General features: G+C 43.6%; 20 protein-coding genes, 2 tRNA genes and 2 rRNA genes. 8 read left to right on the plus strand and 16 right to left on the minus strand.

Annotated elements, in window-relative coordinates; translation table 11 throughout:
• Positions 1 to 2 precede the first annotated feature (2 nt).
• Entirely contained in the window at positions 3 to 800 is a 798-nt protein-coding gene (gene cmoA, locus SJY28_RS02240) for a carboxy-S-adenosyl-L-methionine synthase CmoA (RefSeq protein ID WP_379543290.1), read from the minus strand.
• A 260-nt stretch (positions 801 to 1,060) separates the two neighbouring features.
• Here cmoA and msrA point away from each other — a divergent pair, with 260 nt between their 5' ends.
• From msrA to SJY28_RS02260, 4 genes are all read left to right on the plus strand, one after another.
• Entirely contained in the window at positions 1,061 to 1,582 is a 522-nt protein-coding gene (msrA, locus tag SJY28_RS02245; RefSeq protein WP_379543291.1) for a peptide-methionine (S)-S-oxide reductase MsrA, read from the plus strand.
• A gap of 162 nt (positions 1,583 to 1,744) precedes the next feature.
• Positions 1,745 to 2,437 carry a thiopurine S-methyltransferase gene (gene tmpT / locus SJY28_RS02250; RefSeq protein ID WP_379543292.1) on the plus strand — a complete coding sequence of 231 codons (693 nt, stop codon included), beginning with the start codon at positions 1,745 to 1,747 and terminating at the stop codon, positions 2,435 to 2,437.
• Positions 2,438 to 2,486: 49 nt separating this feature from the next.
• Positions 2,487 to 3,200 carry a DUF1499 domain-containing protein gene (locus SJY28_RS02255; RefSeq protein WP_379543293.1) on the plus strand — a complete coding sequence of 238 codons (714 nt, stop codon included), beginning with the start codon at positions 2,487 to 2,489 and terminating at the stop codon, positions 3,198 to 3,200.
• Positions 3,201 to 3,426: 226 nt separating this feature from the next.
• Positions 3,427 to 4,887: a lytic murein transglycosylase gene (locus SJY28_RS02260; protein WP_379543294.1), complete on the plus strand. Its 1,461-nt coding sequence runs from the start codon at positions 3,427 to 3,429 to the stop codon at positions 4,885 to 4,887.
• 117 nt (positions 4,888 to 5,004) lie between these two features.
• Here the strand turns inward: SJY28_RS02260 and SJY28_RS02265 are convergent, their stop codons facing one another.
• The 4 genes from SJY28_RS02265 to SJY28_RS02280 form a co-directional block, all read right to left on the minus strand.
• On the minus strand, positions 5,005 to 5,304 hold the full coding sequence (locus SJY28_RS02265; RefSeq protein ID WP_057761845.1) for a hypothetical protein: 300 nt from the start codon (positions 5,302 to 5,304) through the stop codon (positions 5,005 to 5,007).
• A gap of 201 nt (positions 5,305 to 5,505) precedes the next feature.
• Complete coding sequence (locus SJY28_RS02270) at positions 5,506 to 6,516, minus strand: DUF4062 domain-containing protein (protein WP_379543295.1); 1,011 nt, start codon at positions 6,514 to 6,516, stop codon at positions 5,506 to 5,508.
• Between the two features lie 171 nt (positions 6,517 to 6,687).
• On the minus strand, positions 6,688 to 7,677 hold the full coding sequence (gene murI / locus SJY28_RS02275) for a glutamate racemase (protein ID WP_379543296.1): 990 nt from the start codon (positions 7,675 to 7,677) through the stop codon (positions 6,688 to 6,690).
• A gap of 209 nt (positions 7,678 to 7,886) precedes the next feature.
• A complete protein-coding gene (locus tag SJY28_RS02280; protein ID WP_379543298.1) occupies positions 7,887 to 8,699 on the minus strand; it encodes a DUF1285 domain-containing protein in 813 nt (270 codons plus the stop codon).
• A gap of 551 nt (positions 8,700 to 9,250) precedes the next feature.
• On the opposite strand from SJY28_RS02280, the gene SJY28_RS02285 reads away from it, so the two are divergent.
• The gene (locus tag SJY28_RS02285; protein WP_102093511.1) at positions 9,251 to 10,888 is read left to right on the plus strand and encodes an electron transfer flavoprotein-ubiquinone oxidoreductase; all 1,638 of its coding nucleotides are present in this window, start codon (positions 9,251 to 9,253) and stop codon (positions 10,886 to 10,888) included.
• Positions 10,889 to 11,024: 136 nt separating this feature from the next.
• Here SJY28_RS02285 and SJY28_RS02290 read toward each other — a convergent pair whose 3' ends face one another.
• Positions 11,025 to 12,521, minus strand: a complete 1,497-nt coding sequence (locus tag SJY28_RS02290) for a sodium:alanine symporter family protein (protein WP_201608209.1) — start codon at positions 12,519 to 12,521, stop codon at positions 11,025 to 11,027.
• Between the two features lie 773 nt (positions 12,522 to 13,294).
• Here SJY28_RS02290 and SJY28_RS02295 point away from each other — a divergent pair.
• The 3 genes from SJY28_RS02295 (at position 13,295) to SJY28_RS02305 (ending at position 16,145) form a co-directional block, all read left to right on the plus strand.
• Positions 13,295 to 13,555, plus strand: a complete 261-nt coding sequence (locus tag SJY28_RS02295) for a DUF4212 domain-containing protein (RefSeq protein ID WP_057761855.1) — start codon at positions 13,295 to 13,297, stop codon at positions 13,553 to 13,555.
• A 3-nt stretch (positions 13,556 to 13,558) separates the two neighbouring features.
• Positions 13,559 to 15,427, plus strand: coding sequence for a sodium:solute symporter family protein (locus SJY28_RS02300; RefSeq protein ID WP_057761858.1), 1,869 nt, complete (start codon positions 13,559 to 13,561; stop codon positions 15,425 to 15,427).
• Between the two features lie 169 nt (positions 15,428 to 15,596).
• The gene (locus SJY28_RS02305; protein ID WP_379543299.1) at positions 15,597 to 16,145 is read left to right on the plus strand and encodes a hypothetical protein; all 549 of its coding nucleotides are present in this window, start codon (positions 15,597 to 15,599) and stop codon (positions 16,143 to 16,145) included.
• A gap of 63 nt (positions 16,146 to 16,208) precedes the next feature.
• Here SJY28_RS02305 and SJY28_RS02310 read toward each other — a convergent pair whose 3' ends face one another.
• From SJY28_RS02310 to SJY28_RS02355, 10 genes are all read right to left on the minus strand, one after another.
• Positions 16,209 to 16,814: a rhomboid family intramembrane serine protease gene (locus tag SJY28_RS02310; protein WP_179799513.1), complete on the minus strand. Its 606-nt coding sequence runs from the start codon at positions 16,812 to 16,814 to the stop codon at positions 16,209 to 16,211.
• Between the two features lie 40 nt (positions 16,815 to 16,854).
• On the minus strand, positions 16,855 to 17,907 hold the full coding sequence (locus SJY28_RS02315; protein WP_379543300.1) for a 5'-nucleotidase: 1,053 nt from the start codon (positions 17,905 to 17,907) through the stop codon (positions 16,855 to 16,857).
• A gap of 234 nt (positions 17,908 to 18,141) precedes the next feature.
• Entirely contained in the window at positions 18,142 to 19,431 is a 1,290-nt protein-coding gene (locus SJY28_RS02320) for a TRAP transporter large permease (RefSeq protein ID WP_102093493.1), read from the minus strand.
• A complete protein-coding gene (locus SJY28_RS02325; protein ID WP_057761870.1) occupies positions 19,428 to 19,955 on the minus strand; it encodes a TRAP transporter small permease in 528 nt (175 codons plus the stop codon). Before SJY28_RS02325 ends, SJY28_RS02320 begins: the two co-directional genes overlap by 4 nt.
• Before the next feature lie 18 nt (positions 19,956 to 19,973).
• Positions 19,974 to 21,032, minus strand: a complete 1,059-nt coding sequence (locus SJY28_RS02330; protein WP_298811632.1) for a TRAP transporter substrate-binding protein — start codon at positions 21,030 to 21,032, stop codon at positions 19,974 to 19,976.
• A 381-nt stretch (positions 21,033 to 21,413) separates the two neighbouring features.
• Entirely contained in the window at positions 21,414 to 21,761 is a 348-nt protein-coding gene (locus SJY28_RS02335; RefSeq protein WP_379543301.1) for a hypothetical protein, read from the minus strand.
• 351 nt (positions 21,762 to 22,112) lie between these two features.
• Positions 22,113 to 22,226: ribosomal RNA gene (rrf, locus tag SJY28_RS02340) — 5S ribosomal RNA — on the minus strand.
• A 183-nt stretch (positions 22,227 to 22,409) separates the two neighbouring features.
• A 23S ribosomal RNA gene (locus SJY28_RS02345) occupies positions 22,410 to 25,265 on the minus strand.
• A gap of 347 nt (positions 25,266 to 25,612) precedes the next feature.
• Positions 25,613 to 25,688, minus strand: a tRNA-Ala gene (locus SJY28_RS02350).
• A gap of 9 nt (positions 25,689 to 25,697) precedes the next feature.
• A tRNA-Ile gene (locus SJY28_RS02355) sits at positions 25,698 to 25,774 on the minus strand.
• Positions 25,775 to 25,839: the final 65 nt, after the last annotated feature.

Consider the following 25,839-nt stretch of genomic DNA (forward strand, 5'->3'; position numbering starts at 1 on the left):
AATTATTTAAACGCCACAATAGAGACAAAATTCAAAAACTGAAACCACGTTAGATGACGCGCAAACCCAACTTGATCTAACCGTGCATGATGCTCATCTAATGTGTCAGTAATCAGCACATTTTCTAACGCATTACGCTTGCCACTGATTTCCATTTCGGTATAGCCATTGGCACGTTTGAAGTCGTAATAACGCTCCACCAACCACGCATCATATTGCTCATCAAACGCATGGGTTTTTTCAGTCAGTACCAATATGCCGCCTTCGCTCAATGCCGCATAAATCTTCTCTAGCACTGCTACCCTATCAGCAGCTGGCAAAAATTGTAACGTCAAGTTCAGAATCACCATGTCGCACGGCTCAAGCTCAATATCGCGGATATCTGCTGTGATTACTTCGATATCGTGCTCAGAATAATTCTCACTTAGTAGCGTGGTCGCCTCTGTCGTCATCGCTGGTGATATATCAATTGCTTTAATCTGTAAGTCTTGTGGGTCGAATTCACCAGCTAGCGTCATACTGGCGGCACCCAATGAACAGCCCAAGTCATAAACACGACTAACGCGCTGACCACTATCGCTCTGCTGGCGATACTTGCAATGACGACGGGCGAATATAGGCAGCATCGCCAGTACCTGCCCATAACCGGGTACACTGCGGCGAATCATGTCAGGGAAACAAGCCACCACTTGCTCATCAAATGAAAAGCGTGCGGCCTTATCCAGTGGCGTGGTAAACGGTTTATCAAATAGGGTGTCATGTTTGATAGCAGGCTGGGATTGGCTCATGGGACGACTCATTTTTTAGAATGGAACTGAAATTAAGAATTACTGGATGACTTTTGCTTGGTAGTTTCGCTTGTCATTATCAGTTGATAAAGAAGTAAGATAGCAAAAGCCCATTATAACATTACTGTTTGTTACTTATCGCCTTTGGCTTGCCTGCTAAGCTGAATAAATAGTACCAAGGGTAATGAGACGTTTGAAAGAAGCATTGAAAAACGAGAGCATCACTACCAAATATAGCGCTTAACCCATATTTATAATAATAGGAAAAAATTATGCAAACGATCGTATTAGGTGGCGGCTGCTTCTGGTGCACCGAGTCTGTATTTTTATCGGTAAAAGGTGTGCAATCTGTCGTCTCAGGCTACATGGGCGGCGATGCTGTCTCTGCCAATTATGAAGCTGTCTGTAGTGGAACGACTGGCCATGTCGAAGTCATCAAAGTAGAATTTGATGAGTCTATCGTCCCATTAGAGGTAGTACTCGATGTCTTCTTTGCCACGCATGATCCCACCACGATGGATCGTCAAGGCAATGATGTCGGTAGTCAGTATCGCAGCGTGGTCTTTTACACCGAGGACAGTCAAAAACCGACCGTTGACCGTACTATTAACAAATTACGCGATATGGGTGTCAATGTGGTGACGGAAGTACACCCTGCCGTTGAATTCTATCAAGCAGAAGACTCACATCAAGATTTCTTCAACAGAAATCCAGGACAAGCTTACTGTAACTTTGCAATACCACCAAAGCTAGCCAAACTGCGTAAAGAATTTAGCAAATATATGATTAGTTAAGTCCAATAAAAATTATTTATTCAAAAAGCTTCTTAGCCTAATGTTAGATACCAGCCAAACACTTATACTATAGGTGTTTGGCTTTTTATTAGTTATTCCTTTGATATATCAGATCAATATTAGAACCGTATATATAAAAATTTGCAGATAGAGGACCACAGCATGAACCCTGAGTTTTGGCAAAAACGTTGGCAAGAAGGTCGCATTGGATTCAATCAATCTGCAGTCAATCCATTATTGATTGAGTATTTTAACCGCCTCAATCTACCTGCTAGTAGCCGTGTCTTCGTTCCGCTTTGTGGCAAATCTATCGATATGGTTTGGTTAGCGACGCCAGGCTATGACGTGGTGGGCGTTGAGTTGGTCGAAACAGCCGTACAAGAATTTTTTGTTGAGCAGAACATCCAACCTACGGTCTATCAACAGGCAGACAATCCAGCGATTAAATACTATCAAGGTCAGTTGTCGGGACAAACCATCACTTTATGGGTCGCTGATATCTTTGCACTGACTGCTAAAGATATTGGCTCTATTGACGCAGTATATGATAAAGCGGCATTAATTGCCCTGCCAGCCGATATGCGTATGAAATATAGTGAGCAAGTGCGCAAACTTAGTAGCGATACCAGTAAAGTTGATGGTGCTAACAATGAAATAACACCGCAGCTTCTACTCACGCTAAATTACGATCAGCGTAAAAAGAATGGACCACCCTTCTCTATTAATAACGAACAATTAGAGCAGTATTATAGCGCTCACTACCAAATCAGTGAGCTAGCAAGCGTGCCTTCTTCTATAGGTTCTGCACCTGATATCACCGTCACAGAACACGTTTGGCTATTGAGCAATAAATAAAAACTCATATAACCTTTAACAAGCTGCTAAATCGCAACGGAGAAAATGAATGAAAATGATAGTCGGTCTAATGAGTGTAATTGCTGCTCTGCTAGTCGCTCTGGCAGGCCCATTGTATAAGTTTGGCGTTGTAGAATTAGGCACTGCGTTTACAGGGTTTAAATTTGGATTACTTGCTGGTATCGCAGCACTAGTATTGTTGGCTATACAGTTATTGTTTAAACGCAATACAGCCAGTATTGGGAGCGCACTAGCCTCAGCCGTACTTGCTGTCGCTGCAATCGCTGTCCCGCTTGGCATGATGAATACGGCCAAAAATGTACCACCTATTCACGATATTTCTACCGATTTGGTGAATCCGCCTGAGTTTGTTACGATTGCGCCACTGCGTGCAGATGCACCGAATCCCGTAGCGTACGCAGGTGCAGAAGTGGCTGAACAACAACGTACAGCCTATCCTGATTTGCAGACAATGACCTATACTCAATCGAAGTCTGAACTGATCGAAGCATTCAAACAAGCCATAGAAAATTTAGGGTGGGAGCTGGTAAATGTTGATGCCGATAAAGGCATCATCGAAGCAACAGAGACGACTGCTTGGTTTGGCTTTAAAGATGATGTGATCATTCGTGTGGCTGACAACGATAGCGAGCGCTGGGTTGATATTCGTAGTAAGTCACGAGTTGGACAGAGCGATTTGGGTAAAAATGCGGCGCGGATTCATAGCTTTATAGAAGAACTAGATAGTGTGCTAGCCGAATAAACAGGTTATACCTCCTAAAGATAGTCCTCGCGATAAAGTACTGTTTAACGCTTTGCATTTTCAGCTCTATGAAATCCTCTTCTAATCTCACGGCAGCGTCAATTTATCGTAACCATTTATAACCTTGGTACTGCGACAGCTTTTCTTTACTGTTTAGATTAGTTACTCTACGTTAATATCATTTTTTGCCTTTCGATAACTATTTTAACGTTTATAGGATATTTTCATGCGTTTGACTCCTTTTTCTACTTTGTCGCTGCTTAGTGTTGCTGTCGGCATCAGCCTTGCTACCACTGCTCAAGCCGCGCAGCCGCCAGCACCTGATTTATCCAATAGTGAGTTTCAGCAGTGCTTAGACAATCTGAAAAACTCTAGCAAATTTAGCGGTGTTGATAGCTATACTTTTAATAACTATCGCCCAAGCCAGCCTGATCCTAGTGTCATTCAGTCACTTAACTACCAGCCAGAGTTTCAAAAAGACGTCTGGGACTACTTATCAGCATTGGTAGACAAAGAACGTGTCGAGGACGGTATCCGAGCCAAGCGTCAATGGGGCTCGACGCTACGTCAAATCGAATCGCGTTATGGCGTAAAAGCTGAGCATGTGCTCGGTGTCTGGGGCGTAGAGTCTAACTTTGGTCAAACGTTAGGTAAAAAACCATTATTTGAGTCTCTAGCGACATTGTCTTGTTTTGATCGTCGTCAAAGCTATTTCCAAGGTGAGTACGCCAATGCGCTAAAAATCGTGCAAAACGGTGATATCGCACCAAATGATATGACAGGATCATGGGCAGGTGCTTTTGGACAGACACAGTTTATGCCGAGTACTTTCTTAGAATTGGCAGTAGATTTCGATGGAGATGGGCGTCGTGATTTGGTCAATAGCGTCCCTGACGCACTCGCTTCTACCGCAAACTTCTTGGACAATCGCGGCTATCGTACTGGTGAGCCTTGGGGCTATGAAGTCAAACTACCTGATGGATTTTGGGCCGCTTCGAATCGTAAAGACAAAAAGTCAATAAGCCACTGGCGCGACCAAGGTCTGACATTGGCTAATGGCAGTCCGTTACCGTATGATTTGAGCAGTGCAGGCTTATTATTACCCGCTGGTATGGAAGGCCCTGCTTTCTTGGTGGGCAAAAACTTCGACACTTTTTACTCTTATAATGCCTCAGAGAACTACGCGCTGGCTATCGCACACTTATCAGATCTAATTACTCGCGAAGACAGCAGCAAAACAGACTTTATCACTGCGTGGCCGACAGATGATCCTGGTATCAGCCGCCAGCAGGCCAAAGACATTCAGCAAGCGTTGCTAAATGCCGGTTATGATATCGGCGGTGTAGATGGCATCATCGGAGACAATACTCGTACCGCTATCCAGCAATACCAGACTAGTCGCGGTATTTTCCCAGCTGACGGACGCGCAGGCCAGAAGTTCTATCGCGCCATCGTTGGCAATGCAGCGCCGAGTCAAACTCTATACGGCCAGCCTGCAAACAGCCAACCCCTGAATCCTGCACCTGCCGATCGCATGGGACAATTAATTCAGCAGCAAACGACTGCTCCTAGTAGCTACTCATCTCAGTCATCAGTGAGCTCATCAACTTCTGGCAATACACGTTATCGCCGCGTTACTGATGCCGATGGCACTATCAAACTTGTTCGTATAGACCAAGGTTCATAGTAGCTAAATAAGTGATGCTATTGGGACACATCAAAAAAGCCACGCTAACGATAGCGTGGCTTTTTTATTTATAGATAATGATTAAAAGAACTTATCTAATTGACTCAAAATACGTATCTAAACAATAGGTGGTGGCTTAGGCTGACCATTGTCACCATTCCAATTTTCGCGAGCTTTGTCATCTAAATCGGCTGCCGTTTTTGGCTCCCACTTACCATTTTCTTTCCAAGTCGCATCGCCCCAATCTTCATCTTCTGCTTTGCTGTCTAAATCTTTGTAGGCTTTGCTAGGATCTATACCGCGACGTTTCATATCTGCTACTTGCTCTTCTAACGTATGAAACTGATCAGCATCATGCATAGACTTTTCTAGACCATCAATCTCTCTTTTTAGTTCGTCATTTTTAGCATTGCTCATCGTACGCTCTCCCTAATTATTAATATTATATTTGTCATTCTAAAACAGTTAACGTTGTTAATATAGCTAACTGACTGACTTCATTATTACGGGTCTGAGGAAGATTCACAAGCATTGCACGTATGCTTTATATTACAAAACGTAGTCGTGATGCCTAAGTGAACGTTTTAGATGTCTATTATTGAACACGCTAGCGAATAATTACTCGTCTTGTTTGTTCGTACTTACGGTATGATTTTGCAGTAGGTTTTTTGCGTAGAAAGTAAGCTTCCATAGCTCTTGTGATACTCGTGTGCCGTAAGTCATCAATTGTATCCAGTTTGCACCGACTAGCTTACGTTGCAAATTATTGATATCAGCTTGAGAGATTTGGCAGCGTGAGACAGCATGAACGTTTGGCATCTCTTTTTTGATGTCTACTTCCGCTTTAGCGGTAATCAAACGATTAATGGCATTTTGCAAGCCATAGCTCGAAAAAGTAGACGGTATTCTCATGAGCGTCATAAGTATCTCATGCCACGAGAGGGTTAGTGAGCGGGTCACGTCCGTTAGATTGCCGCCCTCATAAGCTTGGGCACTATATTGAATCTCAAAAAACTCCGTTAACTCAATTGGCTCACTAACCTTGTCCGCTATAAAATCTTCGTCATCAGGACTGTTTTTCTCTACCTCGGTAATACTAGGTAATATATCGACTGGCTTCTCATATACAATCTTTTTACTAGTCGTATTCTCTTCGTCATTCGCTCTGACCCAGCCACCTACCATTTTGTTATTGGCGACTGCATTATAATGAGCCTGTACTAGCAATGGCTCAATATCTTCTTCCGTATCATAGTAATGTAGCTGATTATCTTGCTTGGTGACTAACTTAATAAACTCTTGAAGCTGTCGGCTGATAACAGCGTCTGGAGAATGGTTTTTGACCAGCACAATTAGCGGCTTAAGCTTCGCTTTGGCATTTAGATAACTCAAATGCATTTGGCTAACGCCGTTTTTTTGCACAGTCCCGTAGCTGTCGCCAACGATCATGACTGCGTAATCACAAGAGTCAATACACTGACGCCCATAAAAAGAGGCTTTAGATAATTTACTAGAAACATCATAGGTCAGAAATGCGCGTGCCTGAAAAAATATCGCTAAGCTGTCTAGAACCAACAACTGGTCGTTGTCAGCGCATATAATATGAATATGATAGCGACGATTCGGCACAATTACCTCTAAGCGTAGGTCGTGACATAAAAAGGATAGGATGTAAAATAGAACACAAAAATCTTGTCTTGCTCAGCCTAGCATACTCTTAGCTTAAAAAGATGCACTCAATTTATTTTAACTGAGTCAGCGTTGCATACAGCGTATTGATATCACTAGCTTTGATAATAACTAGTGAGAGTAGTATTGCAATGCCATTTCTGTACCGAGTAAGCGCTCAACTAAAGCGCATAGTCTATCACTATATTTAGTGGCGTGAAAAGTTAATGGCAGTCTAGTAATGGTATTTTTATTACTGGTTTTTTGTGACAAATTTTCTCGTTTTTCGCTCATGGATGATGCAGACAAATTGTTTGCAATCAATAGCTGTTTAACCCGTTCAGCAATCGCTTGACCAGAATCAATAACTTGTATTGACAGCTGCTGCTGTGCAATCTCATCTAACAAGAATGTCTTAAAAAACGGATAATGTGTACATCCCAGCACCAACTGATCAACACCTTCATTAGCAAATACTCGTATCTGTTGACGTAATCTTTGGGCTGTCTCGTCTTGTTCTGACATACCTGCTTCTACCCAAGGTACCAATTGCGGATCAAAATATTTAGTGACTACTGTGTTATTAGGTTTAGCAAAATTGATAATAACATCATTTAATAAGGTGCCATTCAACGTCGCTTTGGTTGCTAGCACCGCTACATGAGCACTCTTACTCGCCAATACCGCAGGCTTCAATGCAGGAACAAGACCCACAATAGGTATATGTGGATAGCAGCGTCGGGCAGTATCTAGCGCATATGCTGAGGCACTGTTGCAAGCAATAACAATCAGCTTACAGCCTTGCTGATGTAACCACTCTACAGCCTTTAGCGTTAGCGCTTCAATATCTTCGCTGTCACGATTGCCATAAGGTACGTTCAGCGTATCGGCGTAATATACGTAACGCTCAGTAGGCAGCTGCTGTGCTAAATGCAAATAAACAGACAAACCGCCAACACCAGAATCAAACACTCCAATGGGTGCGCTACTGTTTTTATCGCTTACAACTGTATTACCAGCATGTTTATTGACATCTACTAGATCAATAGCTTTGAGACTCTGGTCAACAGATATATCGACACACGGTCTGAGTTTTTCGACTGTCTGGTTTTTGATATCCATCTTTATGCTAATGCCATTATCATATTATTCATCAATTTCATTACCCAGTTAAATGCGCTATATATATGTTGCATGTATGGCGTTACTTTATGTCGGCTCTCTATCGACTACCTTTATACGATAATAATTTTTCAGACTAATAGAATCGGGCGACATTATAAAATTATAGCACTCATCGGCATACAGCAATTAATAGATAAACATAATACCTAATCAGTAGGCATGGATAGTGAATAAGACTGGCCACCACTCTGTAGCGTCAATATCGTCTTGCCATTTTCTTCTGATAACGCTCCAATTTCAGTCAGGTGATAAAAAGTATTGCGACCGATAAGCGCGGTTAAGCCATTTCTAACCATCATGTAAGGGCGTACTTGTTCTGTAGACGCTAATTCCTGAGAATCTGCAACATCGTCAGCTGTACTCACTTGATTCGCTTGATCGCTTTCACTAAAGTCACTGTTATTAAAGTCGCTGTTATTAAAGTCGCTGTTATTAAAGTCGCTGTCATTAGAATCGCTCTTATTAGAATTATACGCCTTTAATACGATCGGATGCTCATCGTCTAAACGAACCACATCCCCTGTCGTCGTTGTAAACTCCAACCAACTCATATCATCTTCATGGACAATACCAACATCATTGATCAGAAGTGGTGCATCTTCAACTTGGATACGGATTTTCTGTACAGGGGTCTTGAGGAAGTACTCAGTAATGCCATTATTTTCTTCTTTCCATAGTATCGTGGCAAACAAGCTGACCAGTGACTCACGGGTCATTTGTCCGCCTTCATGCCACCACTCTCCGTTTGCCTTGATAGTCAAATCCATATCAGCAATATCTTTAGGATGCCATTTTTCAAGCGGTGGTATTGCACGCCCTTCGCGAGTGCCTTTCGTAGACTTAATATACTGGCTTAGTGCATCCAAATTATCTAAGCTGCCTAGGCTAGAAGGCTTACTGGTTGGGGCTTCTATTAATTTTTTATGACTGCCTTCAACACTATTATTGTCGTTATTCATTATTAATCCCTTTATTTAGTATTCAAAGTTTGGCTTATCTATTATTACTATAAATTTTTGTTTCAGGTATGATGAAACTTTATCGTTATAACAACCTCATTTTCTTAGCATTACCTTAGCATCGATACTCATAAATGCGTATCGTGTTTGTAGGACTTTTCTTTTATAATGAGTAACGATTTTTTATTGAAATGGTCAAGTGGGTGTTGTATTGATGACACATCTTACGTTATGCGTTGATATCCTTAGATAAATTGGTATTAACCATAACAGGTCAATTGATGCCGCAAAGACAGTTTTATCGGGCAGCCATATGTCTGAGTGACGTTAGCGCCGCAAGTCTATTATTCAGTTGTTAAGCTAATGATGCCCTGAGATAAGCCACTAAAAGTTTAGGAGTAGGTATGCAAGAGCAAGACAATCAAACGCCAGTTATCGATGGTAATACTGTGAATGCTGACGCACCAGTAGCGACAGAGACCGCAACGCTAGATAAAGCAGAACCAGTCGTAGCGCCAGTTGCCGCAGAACCTGAAGTCGAACGCGAATCAATGGAGTTCGATGTCATCATCGTTGGTGGTGGACCTGCAGGTCTGTCTGCTGCCATACGTTTGCGCCAGCTCGCTATTGAAGCTGGTAATGATGAGTTTATGGTTTGTGTGGTCGAAAAAGGCTCTGAGTTTGGTGCCCATACGTTGTCTGGTGCAGTCATCGAGCCACGCGCTCTAAATGAGCTAATCCCTGACTGGAAAGAAAAAGGCGCACCGCTTAACGTGCCAGCGACAGAAGATCGTTTCTATTATCTAAACTCTGCCACACGCTCAACTAAAGTGCCTGACTCTTTGATTCCAGGTCCGATGCACAACGATGGCAACTACATTGTCTCGCTAGGTAATGTCGTTCGTTGGTTAGCCGTACAGGCAGAAGAGCTTGAAGTTATGATGTTCCCAGGCTTCCCTGCCGATGACATCTTATACAACGACGACGGTTCGGTCAGAGGTGTGTTAACTGGTGACATGGGTGTGGCGGCCAATGGTGAAGCCAAGCCAAGCTTTGAGCCTGGTTATGAGCTTCTTGCCAAATACACTATTTTTGCCGAAGGTAGCCGTGGGCATTTAGGCAAACGCTTAATCAGCCGCTTCGATCTAGATAAAGACTCTGATCCTCAGCATTATGGCATCGGTCTAAAAGAGCTATGGGAAGTTGAGCCTGAAAAGCATGAGCAAGGCGTTGTCATGCATGGTCTTGGCTGGCCATTGACTGAAACTGGCTCTACTGGTGGCTGGTGGTTATACTTTGATGAAAACAACCAAGTAAGCTTTGGTCTTGTGGCAGATTTGTCTTACCACAATCCTTACATGTCTCCATTTGATGAAATGCAGCGCCTAAAAACGCACCCTGTTATTAAAAACGTTTTAGAAGGCGGTAAGCGCATTTCGTACGGCGCCCGTGCGTTGACCAAAGGTGGTCTAAACTCATTACCGAAGTTCACCTTCCCAGGTGGCGTGTTGGTAGGTGATGACGCTGGTTTCTTAAATCCAGCAAAAATCAAAGGCACACATACCTCGATGAAGTCAGGTATGCTCGCAGCCGAAGCTATCTTTGAGGCGCTGCAAGCTGAACGCCAGCATGATGAAGTGGTTGCTTATAGCACAATGTATAAAGAGTCATGGTTGTATCAAGATAACTACGAGTCGCGCAACTTCTCACCTGCGATTCACCGTATGGGTCTGTTCATGGGCGGCGCTTTCACCTTTATCGAGCACAACTTGCTAAAAGGTAAAATGCCATTCACTTTGCATGACAATATCCCAGATTACGATCAGTTGGAGCGTGCTAACCATGCTTATCAACCAACTTATCTTAAACCTGATGGTAAGTTGGTATTTGATAAATTGTCGTCGGTATTTATCTCTAACACCAACCATGCAGAAGATCAGCCAACGCATCTAAAACTTACTGATCCGACGGTACCTATTTCAATCAACTTACCGTTGTATGCTGAGCCTGCACGTTTATACTGCCCAGCAGGTGTATATGAAGTGGTTAAAGACGCTGAAGGCGCTAAGTTTGTCATCAATGCACAGAACTGCGTGCATTGTAAGACCTGTGATATCAAAGACCCTTCACAGAACATCACTTGGGTAACGCCAGAAGGTGGCGGTGGTCCTAACTATCCAAACATGTAAATCAGGATAATTCTGGTTTTAGCTAGTACAGTTAATATCATTAAAACTGTACTCCAATAAAAACCGCCTTTCTCTGCATAAGAGTCGGGCGGTTTTTTAATGCTTAGAACAAGCAACTTTTACCAATCAATGATGCTTAGTCTGTCCAAGCATCACGGTTAGCTTCATCTCTGAGTTTCACAAAGTTATCAGGATCAAACTTAATCTGATCGCCTGTTTTACCCTCTTTTACCTGACGCTCATAGTCACGTAGTATTCTTAGCGCTACAGGAGACAAGAGCAAGATTGCCACTAAGTTGACCAAGGCCATCAGGCCCATAGACAAGTCAGCGAAGTTCCATATGGCAGGTAGACTAGCAACCGAGCCGATAAATACCATACCCAACACTAGGAAGCGGAAAATCATAATCATCACTTTGGCGTTTTTGGCACCAGAGATAAACTCAAGATTTGACTCACCATAGCTGTAGTTGGCAATGATAGAAGTGAATGAAAAGAAGAAAATAGCAATTGCCACAAACACCACACCCAGATCACCCACATACTGTGATAATGCTAGCTGCGTCAGCTGAATGCCTTCTTGCTCGACATTAGGGTCGACCACGCCTGACAAAATAATAATCGATGCCGTTGCGGTACAAATGATAAGGGTATCCATGAATACACCTAGCATTTGCATGAAACCTTGTACTGCTGGGTGATCAGGATGACTCTTCGCCGTTGCTGCAGCATTCGGCGCTGAACCCATACCTGCTTCGTTAGAGAACAAACCGCGTTTAATACCATTAATCATTGCCTGCGCAATACCATAACCGATGACACCGCCTGCCGCTTGCTCAAAGCCAAATGCTGATTTTACAATCAATGCGATTGCTGCTGGGAATTGACTGAAGTTAGTCACGATAATGAATAGCGCTAGCAAGATGTACAAGATAGCCATCACTGGTACGATTTTACCCGCGATACGAGCTACTGAGCGCAAACCACCGAATACCACTGGCGCTACTAGTACTACCAATACCAAACCTGTCATCCACGTTGGCACACCAAAGGCTTCATTGGTCGCTTGAGCGATGGTGTTGGATTGTACGCCATTAAACGCCAAACCAAAGGCCACTAACAAACATAATGAGAAAAACACAGCGAGCCAGCGTTTGCCTAAACCTTTTTCGATGTAATAAGCTGGGCCACCGCGGTACACATTATCATTGTGCGGTACTTTGTAGGCCTGTGCTAAGGTTGACTCGATAAAGCTGGTCGACATACCGACCAGTGCCGTCATCCACATCCAGAATACAGCACCTGGTCCACCCAAATAGATGGCAATTGCCACACCTGCCAAGTTACCAGTACCAACACGCGCTGCCAGTGACGTCATCAATGCTTCAAACGAGCTAATACCACCATCTTTGCGTCCTTGGTTGGACACGCGTAGCAACTTCCACATATGACCAAAATGACGAAACTGAATAAAACGTGTCACAACGGTAAAGTAAAGACCCGCACCAATTAGTAAGAACATCAGTAATCCATACCAAGGGTTACTAGCAATTAGCCAGTCATTGTTACCCCAGATAATACCGACACCATAATTTACGATGTTATTAAACCAACCTACTATCCCTTCGTTCATATGGGCTCCTTATTCATTCTTTATACGCGTTACTTAAATTTCATATCGATATCATATTTTGATTGCTATGGACTATAGAAAGCTCTGCGCAAAATACCTGATACCAAAAAGACACGTGCATGATATAGATATTGAGCGACATGTGACCATCACGTTTACTTATCGATTTCATATAATTATTTTTAAAATAAATAATGCTTATGTTTCAGCTTATATAGAATAGATTAAGTGATAATTTAATCGCACAAATTACACGGTTGCCGTACCATTTGCGTAACGTTAGGTTTTTAATGAATGCCAAACAAACTAATTGTTAGTAATTTAATTATTAATCATGCGCAGTAGTTTGCAATTATATTTATTAAACCGTGCTAATATAAATTCTATATCCGTTTAGACTGTTTTATGGTTATCGAAGCTATTAAGCAGTACAAGAAGCTATCAAGCTGTACAATAGGATAGCGCGTTAAAAAGATTAAAACTCTTGTCAGGAAGACGAGATTGTTAAAAAGACACTGGATAGTCCACCCTTCTGTCTTCCTCAAGAAACGTTATTTTTGCCATTCGATGGTTTAGGTCAATATGATGCTTAAATAGTTAGTTACTTTTATTTGAAGTAGAGAACTATCGAGCATTAAACGTACTATCACGCATCATCGTTTTCACTATATAAAGCAGTACCTGACTATTTTTTATACTTTTCGTGGTAAGAAATAATCGCAGTTCTTTTTATATTGTTGGTATTTTTTAGGGAAGACAAAAGGAGTTGTCCTATGAAAGATCATAACGATCCATCCGGTTATTGGCGTGCCAATGTCCGTCTCATCTTAGGTAGCCTAGTAGTTTGGGCACTATGTTCTTATGGTTTTGCTATTTTATTGCGTCCTCTTTTGGCCGGCATCAAAGTCGGCGGCACTGACTTGGGTTTTTGGTTCGCCCAGCAAGGCTCCATCGGGGTGTTTATCATTTTAATTTTCTTCTACGCATGGCGTATGAATAAGTTAGATAAACAATATGGCGTAGATGAGGAATAGACCATGAGTCAGTATTTAGTTAATATTATTTTCGTAGGCCTATCTTTCGCTCTGTATTTTGGTATTGCGATTTGGGCTCGGGCTGGGACAACCAGTGAATTCTATGTGGCGGGCGGCGGTGTACATCCAGTAGTCAACGGTATGGCGACAGCTGCTGACTGGATGAGTGCAGCATCTTTTATTTCTATGGCAGGTTTGCTTGCTGCTGGCGGTTATGGCGCATCAACCTATTTGATGGGTTGGACAGGTGGTTATGTACTACTAGCCATGCTACTGGCTCCTTACTTACGTAAATTCGGTAAGTTCACGGTGCCGGACTTTATTGGAGATCGCTTTTATTCAAAAACGGCTGCAATGATTGCCGTGGTTTGTTTGATTATTGCCTCTACCACATACGTTATCGGTCAGATGACAGGTGCTGGGGTCGCGTTTTCACGCTTCTTAGAAGTAGATAACAACACCGGTCTTATTATTGCTGCGGTTGTTGTATTCTTTTACGCAGTTCTTGGCGGTATGAAAGGGATTACCTACACGCAGGTTGCGCAGTATGTCGTTCTGATGATTGCTTATACCATTCCTGCTGTCTTTATCTCACTTGAATTAACCGGCAATCCAATTCCAGGTTTGGGTCTATTTTCAAACCATATCGAATCTGGCGTCCCTATTTTAACCAAGCTTGATCAAGTCGTGACCGATTTGGGATTCACAGCATATACAGCTGACGTACCTAACAAGCTAAACATGGTGCTGTTCACCTTATCACTCATGATTGGTACTGCTGGTCTACCTCACGTTATTATTCGCTTTTTCACCGTTCCTAAGGTTGCCGATGCACGTTGGACGGCTGGTTGGACATTAGTATTTATCTCGTTATTGTACTTCACGGCACCTGCTGTTGGCGCAATGGCACGTTTAAACCTTATCGATACTATCTATCCACAAGGTGTTGCAGAGCCTGCAATCGACTATGATCAACGTCCAGACTGGATGAGAACTTGGGAAGATACTGGCCTGATCAAATATACTGACCTTAACAACGATGGTCGTATCCAGATGTATAACGATAGTGGACTGGGCGCTGCAGAAGTTGCTCTAACCAATGCACAGACTGAAGGCGGTGATGTAGGCGCTGCGACGACTGCGGTTGAAACAGCACGTGCTGCACATGATCTAGAACTTGATGGCCGCTTTGCAGATGCAGGTTGGGCTGGTAACGAGCTCGACGTCAATGCTGATATCTTGGTATTGGCTAACCCAGAGATTGCACAACTGCCATCTTGGGTAATTGGTTTGATCGCCGCAGGTGGTCTCGCTGCTGCACTATCAACTGCCGCTGGCCTATTACTCGCTATCTCGTCAGCGATTAGTCATGATTTAATCAAACGAAACCTCAATCCAAACATTACTGACAAAGGAGAGCTCAAGGTCGCACGTATCACGATGGGTATCGCGATTGTGGTTGCTACTTACTTAGGTATGAATCCACCAGGGTTTGCGGCACAGGTAGTTGCATTGGCATTTGGTATCGCTGGTGCGTCCCTCTTCCCTGCACTAATGATGGGTATTTTCTCAAAACGTATCAACAACCTTGGCGCTATCGCCGGTATGTTGACAGGTTTGATTAGTATCTTGGTTTACATCTTCGTCTTCAAAGGTTGGTTCTTCATCAGTGGTACTGCCAACTTCCCTGATACAGCAGAGTACTGGCTATTTGGTATCTCACCACTGTCATTCGGTGTGATTGGTGCCCTGCTTAACTTTATCGTTGCATTCATCGTTTCTTATGCGACCAAAGCGCCACCGCTACACATTCAAGAGTTGGTTGAAAGCGTTCGCTCACCACGCGGCGCAGGCGGTGCAGTCGACCATTAACCTGACGAATGATGATATGTCTTCTGTTACTATACATCACTCACTGGCAGCCACTGCTGGTGAGTGATTTTTTATCTAATACTTATTAAAATAATAGTTAGATGATGGTTTTGCTTTGTCCAATTGAACATACCTGACTAAAAGTGCCTAGCGCATTAAGGAATATTTTATGCTTTTTGAGTTTATCGCTACCATAGCTGCCGCATTTGGCATGGCTGGATTGGCACTGATCATAACTCACCTTTGTAAACTGTCAGGTAAACGCGCACCAAAGTGGCTAATTCCCTTGTTTGCTGCGGTTGGTATTTTTGGGTTTCAGGTACATCAAGAATATAACTGGTACGGTCAGCAAGTCCGTCAGCTGCCAGATGGTGTTGAAGTCGTGAAAACTGCCGAAAGTACAGAATGGTTTCGCCCGTGGTCTTATCTTAAACCGCAAGTCTTGCGCTTTATTGCGGCAGATACGGGCAATGCTAGCATGCATGCAGACAATCCAGACATGCACTTAGTTAATTTGTATTTGTTTGAAAGACGCAGAAGCGTGCAGAAGATTTTACAGGTAATAGACTGCACTACTCCTGCACGAGCGGACTACGTGATACCAGAAAAAGGTAGCACGCTGACGGTGGATGAACATGTTAAACAGACCACTGCATGGCGAGAGCTGACTACAGACGACCCTTTATTTATCAAAATCTGTACTGATGCAAGCGTCTGATCCAATAACACTTAGTACGGTTATAATTATGCTGATTCATTGAACGCTGATATCCAGTTGCTTTTAATAGCGTTGAGAAGCAGCTGAATAAGTATGCTTTGAATTGGCGCCTAGCAATAGCCCAGCACACAAACCACCAAAATGTGCCGCAAACGAGATACCTTGTTGCGGCATCAACCCTTGCTTGATAGTCAGCCAATAGCCAGTTCCCATGACAATACAAGCAATCAGATAACCCCAACGCCGCGCAAATATTGCCCCGCCTATCATATAACCTAACATTGCAAAGCAAAGCCCTGATGCGCCAATGTGAATAGAAGATGGCGACCCGATAACCCAAGTAACCAGTCCTGAGGCAACCACTAGCTTAATCACTGTGCGATAAGCATTCTTCTCAAACAGTCCAAACAAAAACAAAATCTGTAATAGCGTCACCGTATTGCCAGTCAAATGCGACAAATTGCCATGCATGGTCCATGAAGCAAACACCCCTATCATACTACCCACATCTAAAGCACGCGGTACAATACCAAAGATATTCCACAGTCCAAATAAGGCCACTTCATTTAGAAAAAACATGCCCCACATCGGTATAAGTACAAAAGCATATAGTCCGATGACCTGCTTTATCCGTACGACAATTAAGTGAAGCAACTGCTGCCAATTCATATACCATCCTATTCTTATTACCTAGACTTTTTATACCTACTTAATGATTTACAGCAAACAATGGATGCACAGCAGGTTTGAATGATAACAATGATGCGTCCTCATCAGCAGTGAGATAGTTATCACCATGCAATAATGACGTCGAATGATACGGAACCAAGGCCGTAGGAATAAAACGACGTGCCGCATCAATGTGCTTGATTGAATCATCAAAGAAGATATGCGGCGCAAATGTTCTGAGTACCGCTGTTTTCTCTAGTCCTCCCAAAAAAAACGCCATATCAACATTCACGCCCCACTCTCGTAGTGTCTTGATAGCACGCAAGTCAGCTGGTGCATTGCGCGCGGTCACCAGCGCAATTTTTATTGGCGAGTATTTTAGACCAGCAGGTAGGCGCTCTTGCAGATTTGACAATTTAATTAACAATTCAGCATAAGGGCCTTTTTCAATCGGCAAATCACGCATTTGTACTTCACGATCATGAAAGGCTCGCAGCCCTTTTTGTTTGTATAGCAGTTCACCTGAATCATCAAAAAGCACTGCATCCCCATCAAAGGCAATACGCAGCTGCTCAGTATCCAGCTCATAAGTATTCACAGGCGTAGCGTCTAGTATGGCACAGGCACAGATATTGGCATCCGCAACTTGCTGGGCATCGTCGCGATTGGTGGTCAAGAACAGATCAACGTTAAAGTCTTTGATATAAGGCGCAACAGGGCTACCTGAAATAAAAGCAGAACGGGAGATATTGATATCATGTTCTAGAATTGCATTAAGCACCTGAATACCAGTGTCTGGGCTGCTTTTTGAGACAATCACGACTTCGACCAATGGTGTTTCAATGTCTGAATCTCGTCCATCACTATTATCAGAATACTTATTTAGGTTTAGTAACGCTTTAATCAGCGGATAACCTGCACCGATATTCAAGGGATCATTTTCACGCTCGGTCATGTACTCCCTAAACTCTTTTATAGCACTTGTAGGTCGTTGCTCTAGCAGCTCTAGCAAATAGTTTTCTGATTCAGTCAAATCAAAAAGTGCCGTCGCAGAAATTGCGACGATGAGCGTATTACTAAAATCGACAGCCATGACTATCTCTACTTATAAAGTTATATAGGAAAATGAATGAAAACCAGTTTACTACATTCATAAGCCTTTATAACACTAAGAAAAGTTACCATCACGCAGTGTCATAGATTGTGAGTTTCTAAAATATCCTTCTCTTAATTCTTAGTCAAAATATCAGCCAATAAAAAAGCCACACTGCTTTATTAGCAATATGGCTTCATACAATAACGTTATACATGAGGGTTTAGATTCAATCTACCCGAGCAGCACAAGTGAGATAGCAGGGAACATCACCAATATTACCAGTCGAATCACATCAGAGACAATGAATGGTGCCACCCCTCGGAACATATCGCTCAGCTTAATGTGCGGTGCCATCGCCTTAATCACAAAGATATTCATGCCCATCGGCGGCGTAATCAAACCCAGCTCCACCGTCAATACCGCAATGATGCCAAACCAGACCGGATCAAACCCTAACGCTAGAATGATGGGATACACCACAGGTATCGTGATTACTAGCATTGCTAAGGCATCCATGAACAATCCCAATAGGAAGTACATGAACAGGATACAGATTAGGACAATCATTGGACTGACCGCTAGCCCACCGATCCAAGATGCCAAAGTATAAGACAAACGTGAGACTGAGATAAAATACCCTAATGCCTCTGCACCCAATAGCATAAAGAACACCACTGCAGAGAGCGCTAGTGTCTCAATCAATGACTGCTTAAGACCATCTAAGCGCATGCCTTTAGCAAAAGCATAAGCCCATGAGACAAACGCCCCTACTGCGGCGCCTTCTGTTGGAGTAAATAGCCCAAAGAAGATACCGGCAATAATCACAATAAAGATAAAGCTAAATGGTATAAGACCCGTTAGTGACAGTAGTTTGGCTTTCCAAGACGTTTTCTCACCACGTTTTGCTAAGTGTGGTTTCCAGCGTACCATCACCATGACGGTTAGCGAGTACATCACCATACCGAGCATACCGGGTAGGAAACCAGCGATGAACATGTCACCTACTGACTGCTGGGTTAAGATGGCATAGACCAGTAGAGCAATACTGGGCGGAATCATAATACCAAGCGTACCGCCAGCGGCTAAGATACCGCAGGCAAAGCCTGGCTGATAGCCGTACTTCTCCATTTGCGGTAACGCCACTTTGGTCATGGTAGAGGCTGTAGCAAGCGATGAGCCTGAAATAGAGGCAAAGATACCGGATGAACCGATACCAGCAATACCCAGACTCCCCCTTACCCCACCAAATATGGTTCGGGTGGCTTCAAAGAGTTTCCCTGCCATGCCCGAGTGAGTCGCAAACACGCCCATCAGAATAAATAAAGGGATAGCACTAAAGTCATACTTTGCTAAGACATCGACTGGGATGTCTTTGAGCATTTGCAGGGCACCGCTCGGCGCTGTCACTGCACCGAAACCGACTAAGCCCACCCCTAACATGGCAAGTGCAACGGGTACTCGTAAGACGACAAGCAGGATCATGACAACTAGGCCAATCGCACCGATAATTTCTGGACTCATGCGCCTGTCTCCTCGGCGTCAAAGAATTCGCCTGTCTTAAAGATGTTGATGGATTCGATCAATGAGCGAATGGCCAATAGGATGCTTAAGAATGCACTAACCATATAGATAGGCATCATAGATATTCGAAGATCTTGGGTGACTTTGCCATACTCTAAGGCGTCAATGGCGCTCTCGTAGAGTCCCCATGAGAAGACGATGCCGATGACAAAGAAGCCCATCATAAAGATACCCATAAGGTAGCCTTTGATAGACTGTGGCATTTTCTGGGTGAAGACGTCGACGATGATTTGTGAGCGTTCGACAAACGCGGCAAAGGCAGCTAACAATGCAAATAGCATAAAATAGGAGACGATCTCTACACTGCCTTTGACGGTAAAGCCAAACTCACCGCCGGTGAGTTTGAATATGTAGCGTGCGACGACGTCGAGCATGGTAGTTAGGACAATGATGATGAGACTGACCCCACCGATAAATTGGCATAATCTAGAGATTAAGACGCTGAGCTTGACTAAAAATGCCATGTGACACCTCCAATTAGGTTAGACCTTACAGGCAGCACTGGCAGCTTTTGCTTTTTCATAGACGCCATCAGCATCTAAACCCAAAGCGTTAACATCACTTAGATATTTTTGGGTTCCTCTTTCAAGTGGCCCTTTCCAATCTGGATCATTTAATGGATCAGGAATTTCGACAATTTCATCACCTTTATCTTTAGCAGCTTGAATTGCCATCTGGTCATGCTTATCAAATACTTCACCAACTTTACTGGCCAACGCCATTCCTGAATTTTTATCCAAAACTTGTTTTAGATCATCAGGTAAATTGTCGTATTTGTCCTTGTTCATCGTGACCATAAGCGCTGAACTATAGAAAGGAATATTGGTATGATATTTGGTAATCTCATCAATTTTAAATGCTGTTACCGCCTCCCAAGGGAAACTCAAACCATCAACGACACCGCGCTGTAGAGAGGTATACATATCGTTTGCAGGTAAACCGACTGGTGAAGCGCCTGCACTTTCGATAATGTCACCTGCCACAGCTGAAGGACGGCGAATACGCATACCTTTCATATCTGCAGGCGTACGAATTAACTTATCCGTTGTATGAAGTGCACCAGGTCCCCCACCATACATAAACAGTAAATGAGTATCTTCATACTCACTCGCCAAAGTACCGTCATCATATAGGGTCTGTAGCATACAGCCCATTTGAGTTGCTGAATTTGATAAACCTGGAAGCTCAGTAATCTGAGTCAAAGGAAAGCGACCATTGGTATAACCATGTGCTTGTGAACCGATATCGATCGTACCTTTGGCAGCAGATTCATAAGTAACGTCTGCTTTAGCAAGGCCTGCTGATGGATACAGTTCAACTTTTAGACGGCCGTCAGAATCTGTTTCTATCTGTTTTGCCCAAGGCTCAAAGACTTCTTTACTGATAGATGAGGTTGCTGGCCAAAAATGTGAAAACCGTAGCACGGTAGTTTCTTGAGAAGTGGCTGATGAGCCATCAGTCGTATCAGCAGATTGGTTAGAACAGCCAAGAAGACTAATAGCGGCTAAAGCACCAATTGAAAAAAGAGGAGCTAACTTCATTATCAATTCCTTTTGATAATTATGAGGATAGGAGTAAGGTATTATGAGCAGACAATCCGATTCATCCTAGATTAAATTGTCTACAAGGTTTAGATATATTTTTTACATACCCGTAATAAAAGTACTGTTTAAAATTAGCAGCTATAATGATATAAGTCAAATCATTTTGAGCAGATTATAGATGATATATTCATATTATAGATATATTGTTAATACTCGAATTGTCTACATAAATAATAGTAAAAAGTAAGCAGACTAAAATGATTCCTCATAAAAAAGCTCTCAGTCTGTTATCCAGTTGAGAGCTTTTTTGTGTAAATATTTTATGAGCTTATAAAAGCTGCTCTAGGCAGTTATACAAATAATAATAGTAATGAAGCGCTATTCTTCCATCTGCCACTTATCATCTATCCATACAGCATCACTATCATCTAGATGCACATGCCATTCTGCATCAGTTACCGCAAGGCGAATCTCAGTCAAACATTGTAGCCAATGCTCTAAGGTATACATAAGTTTTTCTACATCCATACTAGCAGGCAACTTTGTAGCTCCTGCTAATATGACCTCTGATTCACTATCATCATATGCATAGAGATCAAAAGTCTCTGCATCATCTGCATGCTCGAAATTTTCATTATATTCATCGACTATTGATGCAATCTTTTCTTGCTCCTGTTGAGTTAAGAGAGTAGAACGTTCAGCAGTATAGTAGAGTGAAACGCCCATAATATGCTCCAAAATAAATGAGAGATTGTAGGTTCTAGAAGTGAATAAATAATATCACATCAAGCTGATTCGTAGGAAGGTTTGAGTTTTGATCAAAACATCTAGCGCTAAACTTTCCAGCACCAAGTACTGGTACCAAACCGCACGCAAAGAAAATCCCCCGACAAGCTAATGTCGGGGGATATTTCAGAATACAGAGCTGACGATGACCTGAACGCCGTAAAAATTGCATGCCAATTTTAGGCAGCGCAAGAGCAAATCCTTTAAATAGGATTTGCTACGTAGGTCACTAGGAATAAAAGATAAAAAAAAGAGCCACCCAATTAAGGATGACTCTTTTTAAGTATAAGGAGCTGACGATGACCTACTCTCACATGGGCGAACCACACTACCATTGGCGCTACGATGTTTCACTTCTGAGTTCGGGAAGGGATCAGGTGGGGCCATCGCGCTATTGTCGTCAGCAAAGGGGGTTAGATATGAGTCTGTTATTGTTCTTATTGACATCAAGTTTGAGCTTGTTGTCGATCAACTTGTAACCTACTGAATCAAGGTTAAAGGTGATATCGAAATGTTCTTTCTTATTCTATAGCCTGAGCTATACAAGATAGATTAATTAGACTTGTATACAAACCACTTGGGTGTTGTATGGTCAAGCCAAACGAGCAATTAGTACAGGTTAGCTACACGCATCGCTGCGCTTCCACACCCTGCCTATCAACGTCCTAGTCTTGAACGGCTCTTTAGGGAAATCTAATCTTGAGGTGGGCTTCCCGCTTAGATGCTTTCAGCGGTTATCCCATCCGAACGTAGCTACCGGGCAATGCCACTGGCGTGACAACCCGAACACCAGAGGTTCGTCCACTCTGGTCCTCTCGTACTAGGAGCAGATCCTCTCAAATTTCCAACGCCCACGGTAGATAGGGACCGAACTGTCTCACGACGTTCTAAACCCAGCTCGCGTACCTCTTTAAATGGCGAACAGCCATACCCTTAGGACCTGCTTCAGCCCTAGGATGAGATGAGCCGACATCGAGGTGCCAAACACCGCCGTCGATATGAACTCTTGGGCGGTATCAGCCTGTTATCCCCAGAGTACCTTTTATCCGTTGAGCGATGGCCCTTCCATACAGAACCACCGGATCACTAAGACCTACTTTCGTACCTGCTCAACTTGTGGGTCTCGCAGTTAAGCGCGCTTTTGCCTTTATACTCTACGACCGATTTCCGACCGGTCTGAGCGCACCTTCGTACTCCTCCGTTACTCTTTAGGAGGAGACCGCCCCAGTCAAACTACCCACCATACATTGTCCTCGGTATTGTTATACCTGAGTTAGAACCCCAACATGACCAGGGTGGTATTTCAAGATTGGCTCCACCGAGACTAGCGTCTCGGCTTCAAAGCCTCCCACCTATCCTGCACAAGTCAGGTCAAAGTTCAATGTAAAGCTGTAGTAAAGGTTCACGGGGTCTTTCCGTCTAGCCGCGGGTACACAGCATCTTCACTGCGATTTCGATTTCACTGAGTCTCTGCTGGAGACAGCGCTGCCATCATTATGTCATTCGTGCAGGTCGGAACTTACCCGACAAGGAATTTCGCTACCTTAGGACCGTTATAGTTACGGCCGCCGTTTACTGGGGCTTCGATCAAGAGCTTCGCTTACGCTAACCCCATCAATTAACCTTCCAGCACCGGGCAGACATCACACCCTATACGTCCACTTTCGTGTTTGCAGAGTGCTGTGTTTTTAATAAACAGTTGCAGCAGCCTGGTATCTGCGACTGCCAACAGCTCAAGGAGCAAGTCCTATCACCATCAACAGCGTACCTTCTCCCGAAGTTACGGTACCATTTTGCCTAGTTCCTTCAGCAGAGTTCTCTCAAGCGCCTTGGTATTCTCTACCTGATCACCTGTGTCGGTTTAGGGTACGATTCGTTTATAACTATTGCTTAGAAGCTTTTCCTGGAAGCATGGTATTTGCCACTTCGCTGTACAAGTACAGCTTGCTATCAGATCTCGGTATAGAATAGCCCGGATTTACCTAAGCTATAAACCTACATCCTTTCACCTGGACAACCAACGCCAGGCTGACATAACCTTCTCCGTCCCTCCATCGCATTATAAACAAGTATCGGAATATTAACCGATTTCCCATCGACTACGCCTTTCGGCCTCGCCTTAGGGGTCGACTCACCCAGCCCCGATTAACGTTGGACTGGAACCCTTGATCTTCCGGCGTGCGAGCTTTTCACTCGCATTATCGTTACTCACGTCAGCATTCGCTCTTGTGATACCTCCAGCATGCTTTACAACACACCTTCACAGGCTTACACAACGCTCCCCTACCACTTGAAAACAAATTCAAATCCGCAGCTTCGGCTCCTAGTTTGAGCCCCGTTACATCTTCCGCGCGGGCCGACTCAACTAGTGAGCTATTACGCTTTCTTTAAAGGATGGCTGCTTCTAAGCCAACCTCCTAGCTGTCTATGCCTTCCCACCTCGTTTCCCACTTAACTAGGAATTTGGGGCCTTAGCTGGCGGTCTGGGTTGTTTCCCTCTCCACGATGGACGTTAGCACCCACCGTGTGTCTCCCGGATATCACTCATCGGTATTCGGAGTTTGCATCGGTTTGGTAAGTCGGTATGACCCCCTAGCCGAAACAGTGCTCTACCCCCAATGGTGTTCGTCCGAGGCGCTACCTAAATAGCTTTCGGGGAGAACCAGCTATCACCGAGTTTGATTAGCCTTTCACCCCTATCCACAAGTCATCCCCTGGCTTTTCAACGACAGTGGGTTCGGTCCTCCGGTGCCTGTTACGGCACTTTCAACCTGCTCATGGATAGATCACTCGGTTTCGGGTCTATACCCTGCAACTAAACGCCCTATTAAGACTCGGTTTCCCTACGGCTCCCCTAAACGGTTAACCTTGCTACAGAATATAAGTCGCTGACCCATTATACAAAAGGTACGCGGTCACCCAACAAGTGGGCTCCCACTGCTTGTACGCACACGGTTTCAGGTTCTATTTCACTCCCCTCACAGGGGTTCTTTTCGCCTTTCCCTCACGGTACTGGTTCACTATCGGTCAGTCAGGAGTATTTAGCCTTGGAGGATGGTCCCCCCATCTTCAAACAGGATTTCTCGTGCCCCGCTCTACTTAATATGTTAACTCTAATGTTTCGAATACAGGACTATCACCTACTACGGTCAGCTTTCCCACGCTGTTCTTCTACATTAGAATTAATCGGCTTCTCCCCGTTCGCTCGCCGCTACTAGGGGAATCTCAATTGATGTCTATTCCTAAGGGTACTGAGATGTTTCACTTCCCCTCGTTCGCTTCCTAATAAATTAGGATACCTACCTTATGGTAAGTGGGTTTCCCCATTCAGAAATCTCCGGATCACAGGATATTGCCGCCTCCCCGAAGCTTATCGCAGGCTGTCACGTCTTTCATCGCCTCTGACTGCCAAGGCATCCACCATGTGCGCTTCATTACTTGACCATACAACCCCAAGTAGTCTTTCGACTTCTAAGTGTCATACAATCTAATTATGATAACGATATCACCTATGTTTATACGCTTGATTCAGTTCTCTTTACTTTTTTTAATAACTCACCCCTGGGATAACAACTGATGTCGTTAAGAGGTGAGTTATTAAGGTTAAGAAGTGCGCGTGAACACGCTCTTCTTAACCCAGACTCATATCTATGTTTTTAAATAGTCTCTATGCTCTCGTCGAGTCACAGATTCTGTATAAAACAGAAAGAAGTAATCAATCACAATCACTTGTTTCTATTTAATATCTATTTATTTATTGGCATCTAAAGCTTACTTAACCGTCTTAGTAGTGGTGGAGCCAAACGGAGTCGAACCGTTGACCTCCTGCGTGCAAGGCAGGCGCTCTACCAACTGAGCTATGGCCCCATTGTAAAATGGTGGGTCTAGGTGGACTTGAACCACCGACCCCCGCGTTATCAACACGGTGCTCTAACCAGCTGAGCTACAGACCCTAATACGTTTGTTAAAAACGTAAGCTTAAACTAAAGAACAACTTGTTGTGAATTCTTGCTGACCG

It is taken from the genome of Psychrobacter sp. R86515, assembly GCF_042466315.1.
Classification (GTDB): domain Bacteria; phylum Pseudomonadota; class Gammaproteobacteria; order Pseudomonadales; family Moraxellaceae; genus Psychrobacter.